Here is a 16,071-nt window from a genome sequence, read left to right as displayed (position 1 = left end):
CGCCATCTGCCGGGCTTAGCGTTTCGGCCCGACCCCCTTCGCCCCAGAAAGGACCGCGATGCGCCGTAGAGCCGCACGCTATGGATTGATGAGCGGGCTGGCCATGGCCTGCCTCGTCGCCGGACAGGTCGTGGTGGCCGCGCCGGTTCCGGCCGCCTCCGCACCGCTCTCGTCGGCTGACGAGCTCCCGCTCGGGCCGGCGTCGCTGGCGGAGCGACGTACCAGCCGCGAGGTCGCCCCCGGCGTCACCCACGTCGCGATCGAGCGCGGCCAGAGCTCCTCCGACGACTTCTGGACGGTCACGATCGGCGTGGCCACCACCGAGGCGGAGGCGGGCGAGCTGGAGCAGCGGATCCGCGCGGCCGGGCACGAGCCGCGGCGGGACCCCACCGCCGGCCCCTCGCCGCTCGGTCCTGGCGACCGGCCGCTCGGCTGGATGGTCCGGGTCGGCAGGCACGCCGATCAGCAGGCGGCGCAGGCGGCCGCGAACGATCTCGCGGCCAAGGGCGTCCGTGGCAGCGTCCAGTTCACCGGTGAGGACGGTCATGCGACGACCGGCCCCTGGTCGGCCGACGTCCTCGTCGTCGATCCGCGTCGCTTCCGCGGACGGCTCGGCTCCGAGCTGGCCACGCAGATCGTGCCGGGGCGGGAGACCACCAGTTCGATCGCCCAGCGCACCGGCGCGCTGGCCGCGGTCAACGGCGGCTTCTTCGTCATCTCCAGTGGCGACGGCGGCAAGCCGGGACCCGGGCTCGCCGGCACCGACGGCGACCTCGCCGGCATCTCCGTGGTCCGCGGCGACCTCGTCTCCGAAGCCGTCAACGGCCGCCCGGCGCTCGTCATCCCGTCCGATTCCGGAGCCGGGACCGCCGTGCGACGGCTCACGACGCGCCTGTCGGTACGGGCGGCGAACGGCGACCACCGCGAGGTCACGGGACTCAACCGGAAGCCCGGTCTGATCGTCAACTGCGGCGGCGTCGGGGCGGCCTACCCGATGGCGTTGCCGGCGCACGACTACACCTGCGGCAACGACAACGAGGTGATCGCGTTCACGCCGGTCTTCGGACCGGAGCTGCCGAAGGGCGAGGGCCATCAGGTGACGCTCGACGGGCGGGGCGTCGTCGTGGCCGTGCAGGACGGGCGGGGCGGCGTGATGCCGGCGCGGGGCACCGTTCTCCAGGCCACCGGCACGGGCGCCCAGTGGCTGCGCGATCATGCCCGCCGTGGCGAGCATCTGACGCTACGGCGTTCCATCGTCGACGCGGAGGGCGGTGCGTCGCAGCCGGTCCGGCCGCAGACCTCGATCGTCAACGGCGGGCCGCTGCTGCTGCGCCACGGTGCGGTGGCTCTCGACCCGGTTCGTGACGGATGGAGCCCGCAGGACATCGACGGCGCCGACCGTGGAGCCTTCTACAACGGCTGGTACCTGCGGCGGAACCCGCGTACGGCCGCGGGCGTCACCCGCGACGGAAAGATCATCCTGCTCACCGTCGACGGCCGCCGTCCCGCGCACAGCGTGGGGCTGAGCATTCCCGAGGTGGCGCAGGTCATGCGTGGCCTCGGGGCCGTCGAGGCGATCAATCTCGACGGCGGCGGATCGACGGCCATGGTCGTCGGCGGCGCGCTGCAGGGCGTGCCGAGCGATGCCACCGGCGAGCGGCCGGACGGGGATGCCATCGTCGTCCTCCCCTGAGCCGGCTTCGGCCCGTCGGCTTGATGGCCGTGAGAGGGCTTCGGCGCCCTCGTGGTCAGTGGCCCTTGAACGCCTCCTCCAGCCACCAGGAGCCGCGGTTCCTCGTGACCTTGGCGTGGACCAGCAGCGGGCGGTCCCGGCCGCCCTTGAGCCAGTCCGCCACGCCGGCCAGGTCGGCCGGCGTCGTGACGGTCACGGCGGCGAAGCCGTGACCTCGGGCGATGGCGGCGAGATCGGCGGGCGGGAACGTGACCGTGTCCAGTGGGTGACCGTGCGGGCCGAAGTGGTGCACTTCGGCCCCGTACGCCTCGTCGTCGTAGATCACGATCACCATCGGCAGGCCCAGGCGGACGACCGTCTCCAGCTCGGCGGCGCCCATGAGGGCGCCGCCGTCGCCGAGCGCGGCCACGGGCAGCCGGTCCGGCTGGGCCAGGGCGGCGCCGATCGCCGTCGCCAGGCCCAGCCCGATCGACTGGAACGCCTGCGTGAAGCAGAAGCCGCGTTCGTCCGGGATGTCGAGAAACATCGACGGGTATCCCATGAAATTTCCGGAATCGATGGAGAGGATGCGCTCGATCGGCAGCAGGTCGTCCAGGCCGATGGTGAGCGTCCTCGGGTCGATCCGGCCGCCGCCGCTCTCGTCCGCGTACGGCACGTCCCGCCAGCGGCCCTCGGCCTGGATGCGGCGGGCGAGCTCGGGCGACCGGTAACCCGCGGCGCCGGCCGGTCCGGCCCCTGTGGTGTCCGGCGCGACGCCCCCGGTGGTGAGCTGCGCAGCCAGGGCGGTTGCGACGGCTGCCACGTCGCCCGTCACGCCCAGATCCACGGGCACATGTGCGCCGAGCGCTGACCGGTCGAGGTCGACCTGCGCCACCTTCCCGTCCTGCGGGATGAGCGAGCCGTGGCGGGTGGTCCACATGTTGAGCGCGCAGCCCCACCCGACGACCAGGTCCGCGCCGCGGATCAGCTCGGCGGCGAGCGGGGTCGCGAAGCCGCCGCTCACGTCCAGGTCCCATGGGCTGCCGCGGAACAGCCCTTTGGCCACGGCCGAGGTGGCCAGCAGGGCGCCTGCCCGGTCAGCCAGGGCCTCCAGCTCGCGGCGCGCGCGCCGGGCACCGCGCCCGGCGATGAACACCGGCCGCCGGGACCTGCTCAGCAGCCGTGCGAGCTCCTCCACCGCCGCTCCACGAGCAGGCGAGACGCCGGACTCGCCGCCACCCGCAGCGGTAGGGCCGGCGGGCGGGTCACAGGGCATGGCCTGGACGTCGAGCGGCAGGTTGAGCAGGACGGTGCGCCGCCCTTCCACGGCCACCCGGTACGCCTCCACCGCCTGCTCCCAGGCCCCCTCCGCCGGCGCCACCCGCATCGGCACCGCCCCCACCGCCGCGGCCAGGGCGTCCTGGTCGACGGAGAAGTTGGAGCGGCGGTCGGTGGCCTCGCCGGCGAGGACGATCAGCGGGGTGCGGCTCTTGGCGGCCTCGGCGATGCCGGTCAGGGCGTTCGTGAGTCCGGGCCCCTGGTGCACGGACACGATCCCGGCCCGCCCGCTCATCCGCGCGTACGCGTCGGCCATCGTCGCGGCCCCGCCCTCGTGCCGCGCCGCGACGAACCGTGCGCCGGCGGCGACGAGGGCGTTCGTGACGTGGAAGTTGCCGCTGCCGACCACGCCGAAGACCGTCTCGGCGCCGCAGGCGGCCAGGGCCCGCCCCACGGCCTCGGCGACGATCAACGTTCCACCAGGGCGAGCACGCGCACCGGGCTCCCCGAGCCGCCCACGATGGGCAGCGGCGGCGCGACCACGACGGCGCCGGTCACCGGCAGGCGGTCGAGGTTGCGGAGCTGGGTCAGGCCGTATTTCCCGGCGCCGAGCAGGAACGAGTGGCAGGGGAAGGCGGGGTCGAAGGAGTGGGCGGTGCCGGCGTCGGTGCCGACGGTCTCGACGCCCAGCCCGATGATCGGCGTGTCGGACGCCAGCCAGGACGCGCATTCGACGGAGACGCCGGGTGTGTGCGGGCCGGTCTCGTTGGCGTTCAGGAAGGCGGCCTGGTCGGAGGCGCGAGCGTCCCAGCCGGTCCGGTAGAGCAGCCAGCCGCCCTCGGGCAGCGGCCCGTTGGCGCGTTCCCACTCCTTGACGTGGTCGATCTGGAGGAGGAAGTCGGGGTCCTTGGACGCCTCGGCGGAGAAGTCGAGGACGACGGCGGGTGCGATGAGGTTGCGCGCGGGCACCTGGGAGACGTCCTGGCCGTCGCGGGCGGTGACCCAGTGGATGGGGGCGTCGAAGTGGGTGCCGGTGTGCTCGCCGGTGTGGATGTCGTTCCAGTACCAGGCGGGGCCGCGGTCGTCGTACCGGCTGATCTCCTCCAGCCGGAACGGGATCGTGTTGCCGAACGGCTCGGGCAACTGGAGGATCGGCGTCTCGGAGGAGAGAGGGGCGGTGAGGTCTACCACCTCGATCGCGCCGCTGCGCACGTGGTCCACGAAGCTCTGCAACACCGACATGTCATCCTCCTTGGTGGGCTGAGCGCATCCCGCGATCAACCAGTGCAAACACTGTCATCATGCGCGGATCCACTCCGCGCATCCGCCGGTCTGGAACGCCTTGTCGGTGGGCTCGATGGTCACGGTGGCAGGGCCTTTCGGCATGCCGGAGGTGATGACGTCGGCCAGGCTGGCGGAGGTGCTCTTCATCCGGGCCCAGAAGCACATGGAGAAACCCGTGGTGGGCCCGGCCGTGCGATATGTGCCCGGCTGGATGTCCCTGCCGACGATGAGCGTGCGCAGGGAGGCGGGGTTGATGGCCGAAGCGGTGGTCGCCCCGCCGGGTGGCGCGTTCTGGGTGGCGCCCGGCTGTGTCGCTCCGGGCTGTGTCGCTCCCGGCTGTGGGGCGCCGGTCTCCGTGGTGCCAGGCTGGCTCGGCACGCCCTGCTGGGGCGCGCTCTCGGTAGGCCCGGCGGTCGGCTGGTCGGCGGGCGGCTCGGGGTCCTCCGTCACGGTGATCGTGGGCACGGGACCGGCCGGAACCGTGCCCGCGCCGAACCCCACGAAGACCCCCAGGAGGAAGCCCAGCAGCGCGGCCAGCCCGGACACGAGCAGGATGATCGTCGGACTGCTCGTCGCCCGCGGGTAGGGAGGCGGGTATTCAGGAGGCCCGTACATCACGGACCTAAGCGTGCCACCCCTGTCAACGGTGGAGATAGTCGACGAGCGACGCCTTCTCCGTCTCCAGCTCTTCGATGGCGCTCTTCACCACGTCTCCGATGCTGACGATGCCGACCAGCCGGCCGTTCTGGACCACGGGCATGTGCCGGAACCGCTGCGTGGTCATGATGCGCCGGAGCGCGTCGACGTTGTCGCCCGGCCCGACCGTACGCACGTCCGTCGTCATGATCGCGGAGACCGGCTCGTCTAGGACTGCCGCGCCACGGTCGTTCAGGTGGCGTACGACGTCACGTTCGGAGACGATCCCCTGGATCGTGGCGCCGTCGGTGGAGACGACGACGGCGCCGATGTTGTGCTCGGCGAGCTTGGCCAGCAGGTCTCGGACGGACGCCTCAGGTGCCACGGTCGTCACGTCGCTGCCCTTGCCGCGAAGGATCGTCCCGATGAGCATGTGCACCACCTCTGCTCTCAGTGTTCCAAATCCTGGGTCCAGGCAAACAACGACGTGGGTGCGCCGTCAAGGCGTCCAATAGGCTGCTTGCCGTACTAAATCCGATATAAGGACACAGACTAGATGACCGAGCCGCTCAACATCGGAAGCCATGACCTTCCCATCACCGAGAAACTCGCCGCATTCATGCGCACGGGCTGGGCGGACACCCGGCGGGTCGATGTGGCGGCGCTGCCGATCGCGCCGTGGGCGGCCAAGCGCCGCGCCGCGCTGGCCGCCCGGTTCCCCGGCGAGCGGCTGGTGGTCCCGGCGGGCACGCTCAAGGTCCGCAGCAATGACAGCGACTACCGGTTCCGGCCGCACAGCGCGTACGCATACCTGACGGGCGCGGGCGAGCCGGACGACGTGCTGGTGATCGAGCCGTCCGGGGAGAGCGTCCTGTACGTGCGGCCGCGCTCGCCGCGCGAGGAGGGCCAGGAGTTCTACCGTGACCGCCGCTACGGCGAGTTCTGGGCCGGACGCCGCCCCGACCTGGCGGAGGCCGCCGAGCTCTACCAGATCGAGTGCCGGCACATCCGTGATCTGGAACTTGAGAAGCCGGCCCGGGTGCTGCGCGGCGTCGACGCCTCCGTGGACGCGCGGGCGCCGCGGGGTGAGGGCGACGCCGAGTTCGAGTCGTTCCTGTCGGAGATGCGGCTGGTCAAGGACGAGTGGGAGGTCGGCGAGCTGCGCTCGGCCGTGGACGCCACCGTGCGCGGTTTCGAGGACGTCGTGCGCGCGCTGCCGCAGGCGGTCGGGCATCCACGCGGCGAGCGGTACCTGGAGGGTGTGTTCGGGCTGCGGGCGCGGCTGGAGGGCAACGCGGTCGGCTACGAGAGCATCGTGGCCTCCGGGTCGCATGCGTGCGTGCTGCACTGGATCCGCAACGACGGCGCGCTGCACGCCGGGGACCTGCTCCTGCTGGACGCGGGCGTCGAGTCGGACACGCTCTACACCGCCGACGTGACCCGCACGTTCCCGCTGTCGGGACGCTTCAGCGCGGTGCAGCGGCAGGCGTACGAGCTGGTGTACGAGGCGCAGGAGGCGGCCATCGCCACCCTGCGGCCCGGCGCCCGCTTCCGCGACTTCCACCTGGCGGCCATGCGCGTGATCTGCGACGGCCTGCGTGACTGGGGGCTGCTGAAAGGCTCGGCCGACGAGCTCATGGAGACCGGGCTCTACCGGCGCTACACGCTCTGCAGCAGCGGCCACATGCTCGGCCTGGACGTGCACGACTGCGCCAAGTCGCGGGCGGAGGTCTACCTGGACGGCGTCCTGGAGGAGGGCCACGTGCTCACCGTGGAGCCGGGCCTGTACTTCCAGCCGGACGACCTGACGCTGCCCGAGGAGCTGCGCGGCATGGGCATCCGCATCGAGGACGACCTCGTCGTCACCGCCGACGGCTCGGCGCTGCTGTCCTCCGGGCTGCCGCGGCGCGCGGACGAGATCGAGTCCTGGATGAGTGTCTTGTCGTAACGAAGCGGTCACCTTTCGTGCTGGGCTGACAAGGTGTGAGCTGGGTCTCATACCTTTTCCTCAAATTCCGCGAAACGCGTCGACTACTGGACAACCCGTCAGTAGGGTGACTGATCCGTAGGCGGCGGAGGTGGTCAGCTCATGGCCTTGTCCGGATATGTCGGACGAAAGGCCGGGTCGGTGCTCGGGCAGGTCGGCGACCTGTTCGTCATCGCCCTGGAGGGTCTGCGCCGCAGCTGGGACGTCAAGAGCTGGTGGTGGGAGTTCGTCGACCAGTGCTGGTTCCTGGCCCGCGTCACCAGCGTGCCCGTCCTGCTCGTCTCCCTGCCGCTGGGCGCCACCGTGGCGTTGCAGGTCGGTGAGCTGGCCTGGCAGCTCGGCGCGGGCTCGGCCACCGGCAGCGCGGTCTTCGTCGGCCTCATTCGCGAGGTGGCGCCGCTGGCCAGTGCGTTGCTGATCGCCGGAGCCGGCGGCAGCGCCATGACCTCCGACATCGGCGCCCGGCACATCCGCGATGAGTTGTCGGCGATGGAGGTCATGTCGGTCAACCCGATCCATCGCCTGGTCACGCCGCGCATGTGGGCGGCCAGCACGATCGCGGTGTGCCTGTGCCCGCTGGTCATCCTGGCGGGCGCGAGCGGCGGCTACTTCTTCAACGTGGTCGTGCAGGGTGTCACGCCGGGTGCGTACTTCGACGGCGCGCTGTCCCTCGTCGTCGCCTCGGACCTGTACGTCACGCTGTTCAAGGCGTGGATCTTCGGGTTCATCGCGGCGGCGGTCGCCTGCTACAAGGGCATGACCTGCGCGACCAGCCCGGTCGGCGTGGGGCGGGCGGTCAACCAGTCGACCGTGGTGACGTTCATGCTGGTGTTCACGTTCAACTACGTGATCTCCGCGGTGTACTTCCTCGCCTATCCGCCGAGGTCGCTCTGATGGTGACGCGGACGGCCGGCCTCAGGCTCGCCCTGCGGGGGCGGGATCTCGCCGAGCGGTTCGCGACGCTGGCCGACTGGCCGCTGTTCGTGTGGAAGGTCCTGTACTACTCCGTCCGCGACGTCGTGCTCCGCCTGCGGTACTTCAAGGTCGTCTTACGGCAGGTCAGCGACGTCGTCGTGGGCGTCGGCGCGACCGTAATCGGCGGCGGCATGATCTTCGTGGTGTTCACCATGGCGTTCGTCGTCGGTGCGACCGTCGGCCTCCAGGGCTATCAGGGGTTGCAGGCGATCGGCGCGGAGTCCTTCATGGGCCTGGTCGGCAGCTTCGCCAACGTCCGCGAGATCACCCCGATCATCGCCGCGACCGCGCTGGCCGCACAGGTCGGCTCGTCGTTCACGGCCGAGCTGGGCGCGATGCGGATCTCGGAGGAGATCGACGCGCTGGAGGTGATGGGCATCAACGCCTTCACCTACCTGATCTGCACCAGGGTCGTGGCGGCGCTGCTGGCGCTCATGCCGATCTACCTGATCGCGTTGTTCGCCAGCTTCTTCGCCACGCGGCTGATGTGCACGGTGCTGTTCGGGCTGGCGCCCGGCGTCTACGACTACTACTTCTACCTCTACCTGCCGGTCAGCGACATCCTCTTCAGCGTCGCCAAGGTGGGCGTGTTCGCCTTCGCGGTCATCGTGATCCACTGCTACCACGGCTTCCACGCCACCGGCGGTCCGGTGGGCGTGGGCGTGGCGGCGGGCCGTGCCATCCGCCAGTCGATCGTCACGATCGTGCTGCTCAACCTGCTGTTGTCGTACCTGTTCTGGGGCGGCGGCGGCAACATACCGCTGACGGGGTGAGCCGGTGGCCCGATTCGAACTCTCCCTCGCCGCCCGGGTGGGCATCTCCTTCGCCGTGCTCGCCTTGCTCGCGGCGGCCACGGTGTACGTCGTGCGCACCACCACCCAGATCAGCGGGACACGTATCGACGCGGTCTTCGCCCGGTCCGGGCAGGGCCTGGACACCAACTCGCCCGTCAAGATCCGCGGCATCACCGTCGGCGACGTGACGGCGGTGTCGCTCGACGCCAAGGGCAGGGCCGTCGTGACCATGCACATCGAGCCCGGCGTCAAGGTGCCCCAGACCGCGGTCGCCTCCATCGAGCCGTCGTCGGTGTTCGGCCCGAAGTTCGTCGCGCTCACGCCCGGCGCGGGCGAGACCACCGGCCCCTATCTGGCCGGCGGCGCCGTCATCACCGACACCAAGGGGCCGCTGGACCTGTCCGACACGCTCGGCGCCGCCTACCGCGGCCTGGACGCCGTCGACCCGCGCGAGGTCACCGTGATCGTGCACACCATCGCCAAAGGGCTCGACGGCAAGGGCAAGCGCCTGCGCGAGCTGATCGGCGACGCCGGCACCGTCGTCGGCGTCGCGCACCGGCAGCGGGGACGGGCCAGGCAGTTCCTGCACGACACCGCCGCGCTCGGCACCGCGCTGTCGGACAAGGGCGACGAGCTGGTCTCCATCTCGTCCGACGTCAACGTCATCACCCCCGGCCTGCTCAAGCGCGCCGACAAGGTGCGTGTCCTGCTGGAGGAGGTCACCTCCGTCTCGGACCAGGCGGCGCACGGCCTGCGCAAGCACCGCCAGAACCTGCGCGCCGGGGTGCACTCGGGCGAGCGGGTGGCCGCGCTCTTCTACGCCCAGCTCGGCCTGGCCGGCGACGGCGTCCGCGGGGTCAACCGCCTCGTCGACCTGCTCAACGAGCTCATCGAGGCGCAGGGCCCCGGCGACACCCGCCAGCTTCAGGTCGAGGCGTTCGTCGCGACCGACATCTGCGAGCTGATCGTCGGCGCCTGCGGCCCCACCGACGGGAGGCGCTGACGTGGCCCGCCGGGGATGGTTGCTCATCAGGTTCACGCTGTTCATCGGGCTGACCCTGACGCTGATCGTGCTGATCAGCGTGCAGATCGAGCGGATCGGCGGCGGCGGCTACCGGCTCGTGGCCACGTTCGACGACGTGTCCGGGCTGGCCGAGGGCGACCAGGTCAAGATCGCCGGAGCGCCCGTCGGCCAGGTTTCCGGCATCCGGGTCGTCGACGGGCGGGCGGAAGTGACCATGGAGGTGCAGGACGCGGTCAAGGTGCCCGCCGACACCGAGGCCGCCATCCGCTGGCGCAACGCCGTCGGCCAGCGCGTGGTCTACCTGCTGCCCGGCACCGCCCCCGACCGGCTGCCGCCCGGCGGCCGCATCGCCCGCACCTCGTCCGTGGTGGACATCGGCGAGCTGGTCAGCGACCTCGGCCCGCTGACCCGCAGCCTGGACCCCGAGCAGATCAACCAGTTGCTCACCGCCGCGGCCAAGTCGCTGAAGGGCAACCAGCACAACATCCCGCGGCTGCTCGACAACGTCAACGCCATCACCACGACCGTCAACGAACGCAAGAAGACCATCGAACAGCTGCTGGAGGACTACGCCACCGTGACCGGCGTGGTGGCCCGGCGCGACAAGCAGATCGAGCAGCTCATCGACAACCTCGTCACGTTGTCGGACGCCTTCGCCGACAACCGCAAGCTGATCGACGACTCGCTGGTGGAGCTGTCCACCACGATCCACACCCAGAACGAGGTGCTCGGCAAGAACGCCGACGAACTCGGCGCGCTGGTCGACAACCTGACCGGGCTGACCGGCGGCATCCGGCGGAACGTCGGCAAGATCGACAAAGCGGTCGGCACGCTGCAGCCGTCGCTCGCCCGCGGCTACTCCACCGTCAACCGCGGCCGCTACTTCATCACCGCGGTCCCCTGCCTGGCTTTGAGCCCGGCGCCGTGCCCGTACGGGATGAAGACGCCGCCGCCGCTGCGCAACACCCGGGTGCAGAGCTCCCAGGACCTGCAGAAGCTCATGGTGGGTGGGTGATGGCGCTCAAATCCTTCCGTGACCGCAACAAGTACGCCGTCGGCCTGGTGTCGATGGCCACGCTCGCCGTCATCCTGGTCGCCACGTTCCTGGTCGGGAACCTCGGCCTGCTCGAGGGCGGCTACATGATGTCGGGCGTGTTCGCCGACTCCGGCGGCGTGCGTACCGGCAACGACGTCAGGGTCGCCGGGGTCCGCGTCGGCGAGGTCACCGAAGTGCGCCCCGACTACGCGCAGGGCCACGTGATCGTCACCTGGCGGGTCGACGACGACGTGCGGCTCGGGCGCGGCACCCGCGCCGACATCGCCCTGTCGAACCTGCTCGGCGGCCGCTACGTCAAGCTCACCGGCGCCGTGTCCGCCCCGTACATGGACCAGCTGCCCGAGCCCCAGCGGCGCATCCCCATGGACCGCACCGGCGTGCCCACGCTGATCAACGACGCCATCAAGGACGCGACCCGCCTGGTCGAGCGCCTGGACACCGAGGCGGTGGACGACCTGCTCACCGAGCTGGGCAAGGTCGACCTCGCCAAGCGCGGCCGGATCACCCGGCTGATGGAGAACATCGGCGACCTGTCGGACACGATCAGCAAGAGCGAGCCGCAGCTGCAGCGGCTGCTCGACCACGGCACCACGATCATGGAGGTGCTGGAGAAGAAGGACAAGCAGCTCGTCCGGCTCATCGACGGCATCGAGGTCATGCTGAGCCAACTGCGCAAGCGCCGGAACGAGCTCCGCGTGCTCCTCGGGGACGGCAGCGACCTGGTGCAGAGCACCACCCGGCTGATCAATGAGCACGAGCGGTCGCTCATCCAGGTCCTCGACGACAACGCGGCCATCACCACCCGGCTCAGCGAGGGCAACGAGCAGCTCAATTCGCTCCTGGCGTGGGCGGGCCCGACGTTCTCCGGCCTGTCCACGATGGGCGGTCAGGGCCCGTGGCTCGAGGCCATAGCCACGGGCCTCGGCCCCATCAACCCGGAGGTGCTCTCCGCCATCGCCAAGGACAGGAGGAACGACCGTTGATCTCCTCCCCGTGCACGCGGCCCGGCTTTCCCGGCCACGGACCCTGGCCGACCAGCCGTGTCGGCTCCAGGGGTGTCCGCCCGTCCCGCGGAGGGGAGGCCCGATGAGGCGGCTGGCAGCGGTGCTGATCGCCTGGGCGTTCCTGGCGTCCGGGTGCTCCGTGCTGGGAGCGGAGCCGTACCGGCTGGTGGCGATCTTCAGCAAGGCGCCCTCCCTGTACGAAGAGGCGCGGATCAAGGTGATGGGCCTCGACGCCGGGTACGTGGACAGCATCCGCATCGACGGCGACAAGGTGCGGGTCGGGCTGCGGGTGGACCGGGACGTGCCGCTCCCTGCCGACGTGAAGGCCGTGGTCGCGCCCCAGAACACCCTGGGCGAGCGCAACGTCGTCCTCTACCCCCCGTGGAAACCCGGCGACGCGAAGATCGCGCCCGGGACGACCATCCCGCTGGAGCGCACCGACCTGCCGGTGGAGATCGACGACGCGCTCGACGCGTTCACCAAGCTGACCGACGCGCTCGACGACGAAAAGCTGGGCGACGTGGCCGGAGACCTGGCCGACGGGGTCAGGGGCCGCGGCAAGACCATCAACAACGCGATCGCCGACACCGCCGATCTCACCGGCACCCTCGCCAAGCAGGACCAGCAGCTCATCGACCTGGCCAAGGGCCTGAACAGGCTGGCGACCACGCTCAACGAACGCGAGAGCCAGGTGACGGGCGCGATCGACGCCTTCTCCGAGGCCAGCGCGATCCTGGCCGAGGAGCGGCGGCGGCTGCGCGGCTTCGTCTCCAGCATGGCCGAGTTCGTCCGGCGTGGCGACGTGATCATCGAGCAGTACGCGGAACGCCTGCCGCAGGCCGCGGGCACGCTGGCGGAGCTGGTGCTGACGGTCCGGGCCAACAGCGCGTCCATGGCGCAGGCCGTCAAGGGCGCGGCCGACTTCGCCGACGTGATCATCGACGCGTGGGACAGGAAGCAGCACGTGCTGAAGATCCGCGTCGTGCTCAACGCGATGACGCGGGCATGGCTGACGCCGCTGTTCGAGGCGCTGAACCTGGGGCGGGTGCCGTGCCTGCCGGGCGGAATGAGCAACTGTCCCTTCGAGCGGCAGGGGAGGCGGCCATGAGGGCCTTCGCCGCGGCGCTCGCGCTGGCCGTCACCGCGTCGTGCTCGCTGCAGACGCTCGGCGCGACCACCGGCGACCTCACGTTGCACGCGGTCTTCGACGACGTGCAGAGCCTGGTGGCCGGGCACAGCGTGCAGATCGCCGACGTGCGGGTCGGCACGGTCACCGAGATCCGGCTGCAGGGCTACCGGGCCAGAGTGACGATGTCGATCAAGTCGGAGCACCGCCTGCCCCAGGGCAGCACGGCGACGGTGGCCAAGACCTCGGTCCTGGGCGAGAACTACGTGCTGCTCACCCCGCCGGAGGGCAAGGACCTGTCCACGGGGCCGTACCTGGCCAATGGCGCCACCATCGCCGACACGTCGGTCGAGCCGGACATCGAGCAGGTCACCGCGAAAGCCGGGCCGCTCATCGAGGCGCTCGGCGCGCAGGACGTCAACGCCATCCTGGACGCCGCCTCCACCGCGTTCGCCGGGCAGGGCGACGACGTCAACAAGCTGATCAAGCAGACTGCCGAGGTCACCGACGCCTACTCCGCGGCCCGCGCCGACCTGGCCACCACCATCGACGCGCTGGCCAAGCTGGGCGACGACCTCGCCAAGGGCAGCAACGAGCTGGACCGGCTGCCGGGCACGCTCGCCGCGGCCACCTCGCGGGTGGTGCACGGGCGCAAGCACATCAAGAAGGCCGTCGTCGCGCTGACCAAGCTGGCCAGGGAGGCCAACCTCACCGTCTACCCGCGCCATGCCGCGCGGCTGCGTACGCTGCTGCGCGAACTGGAGGCCATCTCGTCCTCGATGCAGCGGGGCAAGGAGGATCTGAAGGCGCTGGTGGCGAAGGTTCAGACGTTCCTCGACGCGCCGCCGATCACGGCCAACGGGCAGGTCTTGATCTACGTCTGGCTGAAGGGTGTGCTGCTGCCCCAAAGGTCCAATGAGGGGCCGCGACCCAACGTGGTCGAGGACTTCCGCCTGCTGCTGGAGCCGCCACGATGAAAAACCGGATTTATCTGAACCTGGGATTCTTCGTGGCGCTGGGGATCGTGATGACGATCTGGGCGTTCAGCACGATCATCCGGCTCGATGCGATCGAACGGCCGTACCGGGTGTCGGCGGAGTTCATGTCCTCGCCCGGCCTCGTGCGCGGCTTCGACGTGGCTTACCTGGGGGTACGGGTCGGCAAGATCGGTGATGTGCGGCTGGCGCCCGGCAAGATCGTCGTGAGCCTCGACATCGACAAGGAGATCAAGCTGCCGAAGGGCGTCACGGCCGAGGTGCGGCGCAAGTCCGCCATCGGGGAGCCGTACGTGGAGCTGTCGCCCCCGGCCACCGGCGTCAGAGGGCCGTCACTCGCGGCCGGGGACACGATCCCGCTCGCCAAGACGTCCGTCCCGCTCGACTACAAGAAGTTGTTCGAGGGCGTCGGCAAGCTCCTGAACGCGGTGCCACCGCAGGACGCCAAGACGATCACGCATGAGCTGGCGGTCGCGCTGGACGGCCGGGCGCCGGCGATCAGGAACCTCATCGACGACGCCCACACGCTCACCGACACGCTGGCCGACAACGCCGACGTGCTCGACGACCTGTCGGTGCAGCTCACCCGGCTCACGCACACGCTGGCGGGCAAGCGGGAGAAGCTGGCGTCCGGGATCACGGACCTCAGCACGGTGACGGCCACGCTTCGCGCGTCACGTACCGACCTGAACGCCATCCTCGACCACGGTCCTGGGGTGTTCGCGCAGCTCGACGCGGCGATCAGGACGTCCAGGCCGGGGTTCTCGTGCCTGCTGACGGCGGCGGGGCTGCCGCACCGTCCGGCGTTCTCGCCGGAGACCGAGCGGAACGTGCACCACCTGCTGACCATCGTGCCGACCGCGCTGAGCCTGGCCGACGACATCAGCGACCGGCGCGACGGCACCGTCTACGGGAAGGCGGCGTTCATCTTCAGCGTGCCGGGCGGGCCGACGCCTGCCGAGGAGTACGCGGGGCCGGTGGGTCCGCCTACGGTGCCTCGCCTGCGTGCCTGCCCCGATCGCGCGCCTGCGTCCGATCCGGCCGAGGACGTCGCCGATCGCGGCACCGACCGCCGCCAGGACGCCGCCGCGTCGCCGCGGCCCGAGGCGAAGAAGACCGCTCAGCCCGGGAAGACCGAGAAAACCGAGAAAGCCGAGGACGTCACCGAGACGTCGCCCAGCGGCGTGGCCGCCACCGGCGCCGCGTCATCCCGCACCACACCGAACCCCGTCCCGCTGATTGTCGCGATATTCCTCGCCGTCGTGGCATGTGGTGGCATCGTGGGCTGGACCGCGGCGGGCAGGGCAGCCCGCCGCCGTGAGGAGTCGCCTTGACCCCCAAACAGGACCTCGTGATCCCCGAACAGGACCTCGCGACCTCCGGACAGGACCTCACCGACGCGACCGGCGCCGACGAGCCCGCCACCTCACCCGCCACCGAGGATGTTCCCGACGTCGCCGCCTCCGCCGCGACGGATGACGACACCCGGCAGGCGGATGAGGGGCCGGACGGCAAGCGTCCAGCGGCGTCCACGGCACCGGACGACACGCTGCCCGCGGACACCAGCGCGCCGCCCGACGACGCGCCCTCCGACGACGGGCGGCCGGCCGAGCGCGGCGACGAGAGCCAGGGCGGGCAGCCGGCCGGGGGTGGCCGCGGGAGCCGGGTCGGGCGGGTGACCCGGGCTCGGATCGCCGGGGCGCTGGCCGCCATGCTGGTGGCCGCCGTGGCGGCGACCGCCGTGTTGCAGTGGGTCGCCGCCGGTCAGGCCGAGGACGCGCGGGCCAAGCTGGAGACCGAGCGGGCACTGCGACTGGAGGTGTCGGGCGCGGCGAGCGCCTTCAGCAAGGCCCTGCTCAGCTACGACTACCGGGACCTCCAGACCACCCGGGCGACCCTCACCGCCCAGGCCACGGGCGATTTCCTGGCCACCTACGACACCGCGTTCGGCGGCGCGATGGCGCAGGTCATCGTGAAGCTCAAGGCCGTCTCACAGGCCACCGTGCGCAAGGTGTACCTGGCCGACGTGGACGAAGCCACCGCGCACGCCATCGTCGTGGTCGATCAACAGGTGAACACCTCAGAAGCGATCCGCTCGGTGAAGGATTCGCACCTTAAGATCTCTCTTGTGAAGGAAAAGGGCATCTGGAAGGTCCATGACGTGACCGTGCTCGGCGCGGCCTCCGAGGACCAGTACAACCTCGACGGCGGCGACCAGAAGAAGGACTGACCATCGACC

Annotated in this window: 15 protein-coding genes; 11 read left to right on the top strand and 4 right to left on the bottom strand. The window is 70.8% G+C overall.

Annotated features, from left to right (window positions below; all coding sequences use genetic code 11):
• Positions 1-88: 88 nt before the first annotated feature.
• On the top strand, positions 89-1,693 hold the full coding sequence (locus EDD27_RS10045; protein WP_164903554.1) for a phosphodiester glycosidase family protein: 1,605 nt from the start codon (positions 89-91) through the stop codon (positions 1,691-1,693).
• Between the two features lie 55 nt (positions 1,694-1,748).
• Here the strand turns inward: EDD27_RS10045 and EDD27_RS10040 are convergent, their stop codons facing one another.
• Genes EDD27_RS10040 through EDD27_RS10025 form a run of 4 tightly spaced genes read right to left on the bottom strand, consistent with a single transcriptional unit; the run spans position 1,749 to position 5,303 of the window.
• Positions 1,749-3,422: a thiamine pyrophosphate-binding protein gene (locus EDD27_RS10040; protein ID WP_127932153.1), complete on the bottom strand. Its 1,674-nt coding sequence runs from the start codon at positions 3,420-3,422 to the stop codon at positions 1,749-1,751.
• Positions 3,419-4,192, bottom strand: coding sequence for a cyclase family protein (locus EDD27_RS10035; protein WP_127932152.1), 774 nt, complete (start codon positions 4,190-4,192; stop codon positions 3,419-3,421). The genes EDD27_RS10040 and EDD27_RS10035 overlap by 4 nt, the downstream gene beginning before the upstream one ends.
• A gap of 57 nt (positions 4,193-4,249) precedes the next feature.
• Complete coding sequence (locus EDD27_RS10030) at positions 4,250-4,852, bottom strand: hypothetical protein (RefSeq protein ID WP_127932151.1); 603 nt, start codon at positions 4,850-4,852, stop codon at positions 4,250-4,252.
• Positions 4,853-4,874: 22 nt separating this feature from the next.
• Positions 4,875-5,303, bottom strand: a complete 429-nt coding sequence (locus EDD27_RS10025) for a CBS domain-containing protein (RefSeq protein ID WP_127932150.1) — start codon at positions 5,301-5,303, stop codon at positions 4,875-4,877.
• Positions 5,304-5,426: 123 nt separating this feature from the next.
• On the opposite strand from EDD27_RS10025, the gene EDD27_RS10020 reads away from it, so the two are divergent.
• The 10 genes from EDD27_RS10020 (at position 5,427) to EDD27_RS09975 (ending at position 16,062) form a co-directional block, all read left to right on the top strand.
• Complete coding sequence (locus EDD27_RS10020) at positions 5,427-6,818, top strand: aminopeptidase P family protein (protein ID WP_127932149.1); 1,392 nt, start codon at positions 5,427-5,429, stop codon at positions 6,816-6,818.
• 141 nt (positions 6,819-6,959) lie between these two features.
• Positions 6,960-7,751 (top strand): MlaE family ABC transporter permease, encoded by a 792-nt coding sequence (locus EDD27_RS10015; RefSeq protein ID WP_164903553.1) that lies wholly within the window; start codon positions 6,960-6,962, stop codon positions 7,749-7,751.
• Positions 7,751-8,605: an ABC transporter permease gene (locus tag EDD27_RS10010; protein WP_127932148.1), complete on the top strand. Its 855-nt coding sequence runs from the start codon at positions 7,751-7,753 to the stop codon at positions 8,603-8,605. Before EDD27_RS10015 ends, EDD27_RS10010 begins: the two co-directional genes overlap by 1 nt.
• A gap of 4 nt (positions 8,606-8,609) precedes the next feature.
• Positions 8,610-9,629 (top strand): MCE family protein, encoded by a 1,020-nt coding sequence (locus EDD27_RS10005; RefSeq protein ID WP_127932147.1) that lies wholly within the window; start codon positions 8,610-8,612, stop codon positions 9,627-9,629.
• Position 9,630: 1 nt separating this feature from the next.
• Entirely contained in the window at positions 9,631-10,665 is a 1,035-nt protein-coding gene (locus tag EDD27_RS10000; protein ID WP_127932146.1) for an MCE family protein, read from the top strand.
• Positions 10,665-11,690 carry an MlaD family protein gene (locus EDD27_RS09995; protein WP_127932145.1) on the top strand — a complete coding sequence of 342 codons (1,026 nt, stop codon included), beginning with the start codon at positions 10,665-10,667 and terminating at the stop codon, positions 11,688-11,690. The genes EDD27_RS10000 and EDD27_RS09995 overlap by 1 nt, the downstream gene beginning before the upstream one ends.
• A 103-nt stretch (positions 11,691-11,793) precedes the next feature.
• Positions 11,794-12,819 carry an MCE family protein gene (locus tag EDD27_RS09990; protein WP_127932144.1) on the top strand — a complete coding sequence of 342 codons (1,026 nt, stop codon included), beginning with the start codon at positions 11,794-11,796 and terminating at the stop codon, positions 12,817-12,819.
• Complete coding sequence (locus EDD27_RS09985) at positions 12,816-13,814, top strand: MCE family protein (RefSeq protein ID WP_127932143.1); 999 nt, start codon at positions 12,816-12,818, stop codon at positions 13,812-13,814. Before EDD27_RS09990 ends, EDD27_RS09985 begins: the two co-directional genes overlap by 4 nt.
• Positions 13,811-15,166: an MlaD family protein gene (locus EDD27_RS09980; RefSeq protein ID WP_127932142.1), complete on the top strand. Its 1,356-nt coding sequence runs from the start codon at positions 13,811-13,813 to the stop codon at positions 15,164-15,166. Before EDD27_RS09985 ends, EDD27_RS09980 begins: the two co-directional genes overlap by 4 nt.
• Positions 15,163-16,062 (top strand): hypothetical protein, encoded by a 900-nt coding sequence (locus EDD27_RS09975; RefSeq protein WP_127932141.1) that lies wholly within the window; start codon positions 15,163-15,165, stop codon positions 16,060-16,062. Before EDD27_RS09980 ends, EDD27_RS09975 begins: the two co-directional genes overlap by 4 nt.
• Positions 16,063-16,071: the final 9 nt, after the last annotated feature.

It is taken from the genome of Nonomuraea polychroma (assembly GCF_004011505.1).
GTDB lineage: Bacteria > Actinomycetota > Actinomycetes > Streptosporangiales > Streptosporangiaceae > Nonomuraea > Nonomuraea polychroma.
This window is presented reverse-complemented; position numbering and strand designations above follow the sequence as displayed.